Source organism: Neisseria sp. HMSC064E01, from assembly GCF_001808875.1.
Lineage (GTDB): Bacteria > Pseudomonadota > Gammaproteobacteria > Burkholderiales > Neisseriaceae > Neisseria > Neisseria sicca_A.
Genome location: NZ_KV794898.1, coordinates 1 through 8,911, shown reverse-complemented (window position 1 = coordinate 8,911; position 8,911 = coordinate 1). Strand labels below are relative to the sequence as shown.

Sequence of the window (8,911 nt, the reverse complement as noted above, 5' to 3'; positions counted from 1 at the left end):
CTCCCCGTGGGAGAGGGTTAGGGAGAGGGCGGTAAGCGCAAGCTTACTTTGGGCAAACACCAATCTTGCAGGCAGCCTGTCGAATTTCATCGGTTATTTACGATGCCGAAAGATGATTTCGTTTGTGCAGGAATGCGGCAATTTTTATCGGTTCCAGCCAAAGGTCGTCTGAAACCTGTTTAAGCTGCCTCAAACAGTTTTCTCATGGCTTCGATTTGGTGTTGTTTGAGTTCGCCTGCTTCGTCGCGGCCGACGAAGATTTTGAACATGGCGCCGCCGTTGCGGTTGATGAAGTTGAGCGAGCAGGTATCTTTGCCCATAAACGGGCGTTCCAAAAGGTAGATGGCGGCACAGTTTTCGTAATAGATATGACCGTGTACGCCGCCGTCGGTTTCGGGGTGGTCGAAGTTGTAGAAGCCGCGGCCGACTTTGCCGCCGGGCAGTTTGCCGGTTACTTCGACGATGGCGTCGGGGGTGTGGGCGATGAAGGTGACGGCTTCGTCCCAAGCGGCGACGGCTTGGAGGATTTCGACGATGCGGCTGCCTTCGGTTTGGCGGATGCAGTTTTCGGGCAGGCAGCGGATGACGTCCTCAAAGCTGCATTGGTTTTGCGCGGCGAGCATTTCGAGCACTTGGCCGGGGTTTTTTTCCAATGATTGGCGCAACATGATTTGTTGTTCGGATGAAAGTTTTTGCATGGTTTGATCCTTTTCTTGGGTCGGGAGGGTGAGCATGAGTTTGCGGATGAGGGTGGGCGACCAGTAGCGGCCGCTGGTGTTCAGGCGGATGAGGCCGTCTGAACCTTGTTCTTCAAAGAGCTGCATTGCCTGCCATTGGGCAATCAGTTTCTGCGCGACGGCGTTGCCGTCAAACAGCGAGGGATTCAGACGACCTGTTTCCATGTCGTGCTGCACTTGTCCGAGCAGGGTTTTGTTCGGGCTGTGGTTGCTCATGAAGGCGATGTTTTTTTCGCCTTTCGGGGTGGCGAGGTAGCTGTCCAAATCGCCCTGCACCTGATAGCTGAAGCCGCCGAAGTTGCCGCCTGCGCCGGAGCCGAACGCCCAGCAGGGAATGTTGGATTTGACCAAGGTGTTGTAGCGGTTGCGTTCGCCGCGGCCGGGATAGGCGAAATGGCTGTTGCTGACTTGGTTCCAGCCTTTTTGCGCCAGCGTTTCGACGGCGTAGGCGTATTGGTCGGCCTGAACGTCGAAACCGGGCGGGGCGGGAAATGCGCCTTTTTCCACCATGCGGTTGATGGGCAGCATGGGATAGAGGTTGAAGGCGTAGGTGTCGAGTCCGGACAAAGGCAGGGCGGTGGCGCGTTCGAGGTCGTTTTGCCAGACGGCGTCGGTTTGGTTGGGCAGGCCGAACATCAAATCGACAACGATGACGGCATTGATTTCACACAGTTTTTCCAGATAGGCAAAGGCTTCGTCGCCGCCGTGTTTGCGGCCGAGGCGGCGGCGGATGGCGGTGTCGAAGGTTTGCACGCCGATGGAAATGCGGTTGGCGCCCGCTTCGATGCAGGCTTGGGCTTTTTCGATGTCGAAATGGCTCATGCGGCCTTCGATGGTGAACTCGCAGTCGTCGGCAATCGGCAGGTATTGGTAACAGGCGCGGATGAGTCTGGCGAGGTCTTGAGTTTGCAGCGCGGTGGGCGTGCCGCCGCCGAAATAGACGGCGCGGATTTTGCCGTTGCCTTGGCGGATTTCGGCTTCCGCCGCCATTTCTTCGATGATTTTGTCGGTGTAAACGCTGCTGTAACTCTCTTTCCATGCGTTGCGGTAGAAGCCGCAGAAAACGCAGTGGTTGGCGCAGAAGGGAATGTGCAGATAGGCGAGCGCGTCGGAATCGGCGGCATGGGGGAGCTTCTGCCGCCAAATATTTTGCCATTGCGGACGGGGAATCGGTATGCCGCCCCATATCGGCATCAACGCCTGCCGTTCGGGAAAGGCTTTGGGCGCGGATTGGCGCGGTGTCCAAACAATCTGCTGTTCCATAGTTGATTAAAAATGATTATTAATCAGATTTGAAAATTAAATCACTAGCGATAGGTAGTGTCAAGGGGCGATAGTGAGGGGAAACAGAAAATGAAAAGTGTCGGCAAAGGGCTGGATTTAAGCTTAGTATTGGGTTGGATAGTTTGAGGTCGTCTGAAAAATCAAAGGCTTGATTTGCTGTTTGGCTTGGGTGTCAGGCATTCAACTCATGGCTCGTTTTCAGACGACCTCTTGGGTTCACGTCAAAACTTAAGCTGAACGCGGGCGGCGAAATTGCGTCCGGTTTCGGTGTACAAATCCATCACGCTTGAGCGGCTCATGCCGGCGACGTCTGCGTGTTGCCAGTATTTTTTGTTGCCGATATTGTAAATGTTCGCGCCGATTTCGACGTTTTTAGATGGCTTGTACCACGCGCCGACATCCCATACGCCGTAGCCCGGCGCTTGGAAAACGCTGTCGCTGCTGACGCGGCTGTGTTTTTTCGACCAGCGCAGGTTGGTATCGACGCCCCATTTTTCTTGCGCGTAGTCCACGCCCAAAACGCCGTTGAGCGGGTAGGCGGAATCCAGCGGCGTACCGTCTTGCTGCTTGCCGCGCATCCAAGCGATGCTGCCGGAGACTTGCCAGCCCGGCAGGAATTTGTAGGCGGCGGAGGCTTCGGCACCGTAGGTTTTGACCCTATCCAGATTTTGATATTGGTACTGGATAATCGGGCGGCCGCCTATGGAGGTAGTGCCGACTTCGGTGCGGTCGATGAAGTTTCGGTAACGGTTGTAGAACGCGGTAACTTGCGCGCGGGCGCGTTCGTTTTTGAACTTCATGCCCAATTCGAAGCTGTTGGAGCGTTCGGATTTAAGATTCGCATTCGGGATGACGGCATAGCCGTAGGTTGTGTTGGCAAACGCCATGGTCGCGCTGTCAAACGGCGGTGTGCGGAAGCCTTGTGAATAAGTGGCGAAACCGGTGAACTGCTCGCCCATCGGAACGCTCAGGCGCAGGCTGGGCGTGAGCGCGGAATCGTTGAAGCGGGTTGCTGTGCCGTCTGGGTTGGCGTTGAGATAGGCTTGGTCGGTTTCGGGGGTCAACCTGTCTTTTTCATAACGCAGGGCAGGGGTCAGGACGATGCCGTTGCCGAAGGTCAGGCTGTCTTGTGCGTACAGGCTGAGGGTTTTGCGTTTGCTGTCGGGGAAGGTTTTGTTCGGATAGGTGCTGCCCGCATAGGTTTTGCTGACGGCGCCGGTCAGGTTGTCCACGGTCAGGCTGTCGCGCGGACGGGCGGTTTCCGTATGTTTGTATTCGGCTCCGGCAACGACGGTTTGTTTGACCGCGCCGTCAAATTCCCATACGCCGCGTCCGGTCAGACCGCGTATGACTTGTTCGAAACCGTAATCGGAATAGCGGGTCGAGTTGCCCAGTTGGCGCGCGCCCATGCGGGTAATGCTGACATCGACGGCATCGTCTTCCGTGCGCAGTTTTTGCTGATAGGCGGTCAGGTTCGCTTCTTTCAGACGACCCTCGCCGGAGTAGCGGTAGCCCGCTTCAATGCGTTGGCGACGGATGCGGTCGCGGGCGTTGCTTTCCGAAGTCGCCACCGTTACCGGCCCGCGCGCTTGCGAACCCAAGCCGTTTGCCAACACGGTGTCGTTGGCGTGGTAATACTGTTCGTACAAGGTTTCAAAACGGTGGCGTTCGTTGCCGATACTGCCTTTCGCCAAAATATTGTAGGCATTGTTTTTCTGCGGATTGGTGGCGGTGCGCGAAGTCGAGTAGCTTTTGTCGCCGCCCATGTTTTCCGTTTCGTGTCCTTGGCGGCGCGTCAGCATCAGCAGACCTTCGGCGTTTTCATGGAAACCGGCGGCTGTCGCCGTTACGCCGTGGCTGCGGTCGCGGCTGCGGTAGCCGTGTTTCAAACCGAAATACCCGCGTTTGTCTGCATCGACAAAATCGCTCGGCGAAAGCGTGACCATGTTCACCACGCCGCCGAGCGCATCGCTGCCGTAGAGCGCGGAATAAGGGCCTTTGACAATATCGACCTGCTTGAGCGTGTCGCTTTCAACCATATCGCGTCCCGAAATCGCGCCGTTGGAACCGCCGCCTGCGTAGGATTCGGGAATGCGCACGCCGTCCACCATCATCAGGATGCGGTTGCCGTCTATGCCGCGGATATTGATGCCCGCATGACCGCGGCGGTTGTTATCAGACGGCACGCTGACGCCGGGTTCGTACAAAACCATGTCGTCCAAATTCTGCGCTGACGCTTGGTTTAAGGTCTTGCGCCCGATAACTGACACATTCGGCGCGGCTTTGTCCAACGTTTGCGCGTTGCGGTCGGCGGTAACCAAAACAGGAGCCAGCTCTACTTGCTGGGCAGGCTGAACATCCGCTGCATATAAATAATGTTGGGAAAACAATGCGCTTAAAGCGCAAACGACTGCCTTTTGTTTCATGAAACGTACCTGCAAATCAAATAATAATCGTTTCTATTTATATTGTAATTTTGAGGAATGTGCAAGTTTTGTGGCGAATATCGGGAATGGGGTAAGGTGGACGAGTGGTGTGGTAAGCGTGGATGGAAATAAAAAATAGCCGGCTTCCATCATGTACAAGAAGGCGGAAAACGTTTTTGAATAACACTGAATTTTCGATAAAAGTTTATGAACGGAATCGTTTGGGTGAGTTTCTGTTTGCGAGGAAAGGGCAGTAGGGCGTATGCTTTGTCCATATAATGTGGCTATGAAAAAAGGTCGTCTGAAACCCGTATTTCAGGTTTCAGACGACCTTTTGTCTGTATTCTCAGACGGATAGCTTACATTTGCTGTTGTGCCGCTTTGATGGCGTTTTGGTCGGGATTGATCAAAATCTCGACGCGGCGGTTTTGGGCACGGCCTTCGACTGTGGCGTTGGACGCGATAGGATGGCGCGAGCCGTAGCCGGCGGTGGTCAGGCGCGAGCCGTTCACGCCGCGCGATTGCAGGTAGTCGGCAACGGCAAGTGCGCGGTTGCGGGACAGCGGTTCGTTGATACCGTCGTTGCCGGTGTTGTCGGTATGACCGTTAATCGTCAAAGTCGTGTCGGGGTATTGCACCAGCGTTTCGGAGGCGGTCGCCAAAGCGTTGCGTGCGTGATCGCTCAATGCCGCGCTGCCTGTGGCGAAGGTAACGTTTTCAGGCATGACCAGCTTGATTTGGTTGCCTTGGCGTTCCACTTCGATGTTGGTGTTTTTCAGGTTCTCGCGCAGTTTTTTCTCTTGATAGTCCATGTAGCCGCCTACGCCCGCACCAATCGCGCCACATGCCAACGCGGAATTGCGCGCGCCTTTGCCGCCGTGGGTCAGTGCGCCTACGATGCCGCACACTGCCGCTCCGCCCAAGCCGTACATGGCGGTTTTGCTGGTGTTGCGTTGTCCGCTTACAGGGTCGGTTACGCAGCCGGTCAGAGCCAAAGGAATTGCCAATGCGGCAACGGTCAGGGATTTAAAGAGTTTCATTAAGATGTCCTTTCGACAACGACACAGGGGTCGTCTGAAAATCAGTTAGAAGAAGGGATGGCTCCCGCCATGATTCATATCGCCATGAATCCAATCATTGTCCGTTCAGTACCCGTGCATTTCAGGGATAACGCAAGGGGCAACTTGAATAAGATATTTTTATTCCAAACAATAGATTGGATTGGGATGAATAGGTCATCACGCAGGACTGTCTATTCGATTGGGTAAAAGAAAAGCGGTTTGGTTCACTGAAAACCGATAATTTGACTATGGCGGCATACGGATTTACTGCGATGCCGCTTTCCTTAACGCTGTTTCGCACGATGCCGCCGATACCATCCCGCCAGCGCAAATTTCACGCGCACTTTCACATCATAGCCCACAGACCCCGCGCCCAAGATGAACAAGATTGCCGATACTGGCAGCGCGAAATGGTGTCCGATTTTGTGGTAGCCCCAAGCACCCACGACGCCGCCCAGTAGGAATGCCCACATCAAACCGTTCAACAGCCACATCTTCGGTTTGTTCACATGCACATGAGGCAGGCGCGGATGGTGTTTTTTCGAATAATACAGCGCGCGCGAAAGCTCGATGCCCAAGTCGGTCGCCGTGCCGGTCATGTGTGTCGAACGGATGGCGCCGCCGGACAAAAGCGTCATCACCGTATTGTGCATCCCCATGATGAAACACAATAAAAACAACGCCAAAGACGGGAAAACCATATTCCCGCTTCCAATGTTCCATTGTGAAGTCGTCAGTCCGAACAAGCCGAATATCAGCAGATAAACCGCTTCCAGCCACATGGAAAACCCAAAGCTGCCGCGAAACCGCTTCTGTTGCGTCCACAAAACCACCCAGCCCGAATGCGCCGCACCGACCACAAAACACAACACGCTGATTAAAGCCACTGCCGCCGTTATCCATTCGCGTAGATAAACAGCGTCCGCCAGCAGCGACATCGAGCCGGTAACGTGTGACGTATAGCGTGCAAACGCAAAGAAACCGCCCGCATTGATCGCCCCCGCCAACATCGCCATGATATAGCCCAGCCTGCGGAAGCGCGCATCGGAAATATGGTGTTCGTGCAGATACGGCCTGTCCGCCTGCCAAAACGGCGGCGCATGCAGGCGCTCGTGCCGACGCTTGTGACGGTTGGTTGGGTGCTGTTGCCCGCTTGGTGTTTCTTCGTGATGATTTGCCGTCATATCAATCCCTTTTCAATTTTTCAGACGACCTCGATTTGATTGGATATGGGGCGATATTGTATCGCTAAGGGCTTCTTCAATGAATATGGCGAAATCATTATAGTGGATTAACTTTAAACCAGTACGGCGTTGCCTCGCCTTAAGCTCAAAGAGAACGATTCTCTAAGGTGCTGAAGCACCCAAGTGAATGGTTCCGTACTATCTGGATTTTGGGGAATTTTGCAAAGGTCTCTATCTGTACTATCTGCGGCTTCGTTCGCCTTGTCCTGATTTTTGTTAATCCACTATGAAACCGCTGCAACAATCACTTCTCCGGGCTGATCCTTAAATCCGCCGAGTGTGGCGCACATAAACCCAGAGTATGAGTGCAGCACGATTGTTTCAGAATCATTAAAAAAGGCAGGGCGAGATACGAGGTCGTCTGAAAATGGCTCTTCACTTTTCAGACGACCTCTTGCCAGGTGGTACGGTTTGTTTTGGCTAGACTTTGTCGGTTGAATATGGACGGTACGACAGGCTTCACAATTTTCCGTAAAAGGCGTACATTATCCCTATCCCTTGATATAAAAAGGAAAAATCATGTCTTCCATTCGAGCCCCCCTGATGTTGTGTATCGTGGCAACCCTGGCCGCCTGTGCCACTACGCCCGAACAAAAAGCCGCACGCGAACAAGCGCAAAGACGTTATGAACAGAATCTTCAAGTCAGTCTGGCTGCCGAATGCGATCCGGAGACTGCCAAACTGATGCGCAAACAGTTCGAGCAGGCGGAGCAAGTCGGCACGCCCAGTGCAGAACAAAAAGCCTTTCGTCTGAAATACATCGACAAAGTGTCCGACCCGATGTTCCAAGCCTGCTATAAGATGGCATGGCAAAATTATATTTCCCAACAACAGCTGCGCGAAGCACGCTATTACCGCTATTACGACGAGTGGGGATTCCCGTTTTACCGGCCGTATTACTGGTGGTAAGAAACGGCTTGATATGTGTGCAGCCTTGAGCCGATAGAGTGGGGCAATCGTAGAGAGCCGGCGCTAAGGCGGGTTGTTTGTGTTGTTGCAGTGTCCGTTTACCGAATCATGCACAAAGACAGCCGACGATGCAAAAAGGTCGTCTGAAAACCCGTTTTCAAGTTTTCAGACGACCTTTCGCTTTATACAACGTCTTTATTTCTTCGCTTTGCCTTTGCCCTTAGCAGGTTTGGCAGGTGCTTTGTTCAATTGAGCAGTAGCGGCTTGGTCCAATACGCAGGACTTAGTGATGATGTTGTCCACGACTTGGTTTTTGCCGTTGACAACAGTTTGTTGACGGATAGTCAGCATATTGCCGTCCACTTTGTCGATGTTGGCATAGTTGGCGCGGTTGGCAATCCATGCCACGCCTTCACCCCAGAAACCATTGACATCATTGCCGGTGCCGACGATGCGGGAAAGACCCGGAGTCAGCTGGCCTTGGTATTTCACTTGTGCGATCACAGGCTCATCACCTTGGAAGCCGTACATAACATTCAAAGGATCAGTACCGTTTGGTCCGCATTTGTAAGCCACTTCCTTGGTACGTTCAATATTATTGACTTCCATGGTTTTAGGCGTTTCAGGTGCGGGAGCGGATTGTTGCGCAGTAGGAGTCGGAGCAGTTTCCGGTTTAGATTTAGAGCCGGAGCTGCCGCATGCAGACAGCGCGGTAGCGATAAGAACGGCGGGAACGATTAATTTCAGATTGGATTTCATCAATTTACTCCGGATTTAGTCTATCGGGGTCAGCATAGGCTGACAGAAAGCCCTACCTTAACAGAGAAAAGAAGGCTTGTCTCGTCCATATATGAAAATACGATACTCATTATCAATAAAGTGGCATTTGTTCTTTTGAAAACAGTGGATTTGATTTACGCAAAGCTACTTGAAATTAAGTAAAGATATATCACGGATAGGCAAAATGCCGATTTTGACGATAGGGCGGATTAAGATTGTGCGCGGCAAAGTAGGGTGGAGAGGTGGCGAATGAGCTTTAAATTGGGGCTATGGTGCGTTAAGTTTCGACCAAGACAGCATTACTTTTCTTCGGTGTAAAAGGAGAGATTCTTTGGGTGGCTAAAGTGACAGGTCGTCTGTACTGCCTGCGACTTCGTTGCCTTGTCTGATTTAAAACGTAATGCTCAATACTTTATTACCAAACCTTAGTCATAAATAGAGACCTTTGCAAAAAAGCCCTTCCCTCGACA

General features: G+C 53.0%; 6 protein-coding genes. 1 reads left to right on the top strand and 5 read right to left on the bottom strand.

Features of this window, described 5'->3' with window-relative positions; all coding sequences use genetic code 11:
* Positions 1-179: 179 nt before the first annotated feature.
* The 4 genes from hutW to HMPREF2572_RS02970 form a co-directional block, all read right to left on the bottom strand.
* A complete protein-coding gene (hutW, locus tag HMPREF2572_RS02985; RefSeq protein WP_070496206.1) occupies positions 180-2,000 on the bottom strand; it encodes a heme anaerobic degradation radical SAM methyltransferase ChuW/HutW in 1,821 nt (606 codons plus the stop codon).
* A gap of 242 nt (positions 2,001-2,242) precedes the next feature.
* Complete coding sequence (locus HMPREF2572_RS02980; RefSeq protein ID WP_070496205.1) at positions 2,243-4,447, bottom strand: TonB-dependent hemoglobin/transferrin/lactoferrin family receptor; 2,205 nt, start codon at positions 4,445-4,447, stop codon at positions 2,243-2,245.
* Between the two features lie 359 nt (positions 4,448-4,806).
* On the bottom strand, positions 4,807-5,487 hold the full coding sequence (locus tag HMPREF2572_RS15190; protein ID WP_070496204.1) for a YiaD family glycine zipper/OmpA-like lipoprotein: 681 nt from the start codon (positions 5,485-5,487) through the stop codon (positions 4,807-4,809).
* A 305-nt stretch (positions 5,488-5,792) separates the two neighbouring features.
* Positions 5,793-6,692 carry a YoaK family protein gene (locus HMPREF2572_RS02970; protein ID WP_070496203.1) on the bottom strand — a complete coding sequence of 300 codons (900 nt, stop codon included), beginning with the start codon at positions 6,690-6,692 and terminating at the stop codon, positions 5,793-5,795.
* A 579-nt stretch (positions 6,693-7,271) separates the two neighbouring features.
* Between HMPREF2572_RS02970 and HMPREF2572_RS02965 the strand changes: the two genes are divergently transcribed.
* On the top strand, positions 7,272-7,661 hold the full coding sequence (locus tag HMPREF2572_RS02965; RefSeq protein ID WP_070496202.1) for a hypothetical protein: 390 nt from the start codon (positions 7,272-7,274) through the stop codon (positions 7,659-7,661).
* Positions 7,662-7,856: 195 nt separating this feature from the next.
* On the opposite strand, the gene HMPREF2572_RS02960 is transcribed toward HMPREF2572_RS02965, so the two are convergent.
* Positions 7,857-8,420 carry a hypothetical protein gene (locus tag HMPREF2572_RS02960; protein ID WP_070496201.1) on the bottom strand — a complete coding sequence of 188 codons (564 nt, stop codon included), beginning with the start codon at positions 8,418-8,420 and terminating at the stop codon, positions 7,857-7,859.
* Positions 8,421-8,911 lie beyond the last annotated feature (491 nt).

Coding starts and splice junctions, on each gene's coding strand:
- hutW (WP_070496206.1), bottom strand. CDS start 2,000: ATGGAACAGCAGATTGTTTGGACACCGCGCCAATCCGCGCCCAAAGCC.
- HMPREF2572_RS02980 (WP_070496205.1), bottom strand. CDS start 4,447: ATGAAACAAAAGGCAGTCGTTTGCGCTTTAAGCGCATTGTTTTCCCAA.
- HMPREF2572_RS15190 (WP_070496204.1), bottom strand. CDS start 5,487: ATGAAACTCTTTAAATCCCTGACCGTTGCCGCATTGGCAATTCCTTTG.
- HMPREF2572_RS02970 (WP_070496203.1), bottom strand. CDS start 6,692: ATGACGGCAAATCATCACGAAGAAACACCAAGCGGGCAACAGCACCCA.
- HMPREF2572_RS02965 (WP_070496202.1), top strand. CDS start 7,272: ATGTCTTCCATTCGAGCCCCCCTGATGTTGTGTATCGTGGCAACCCTG.
- HMPREF2572_RS02960 (WP_070496201.1), bottom strand. CDS start 8,420: ATGAAATCCAATCTGAAATTAATCGTTCCCGCCGTTCTTATCGCTACC.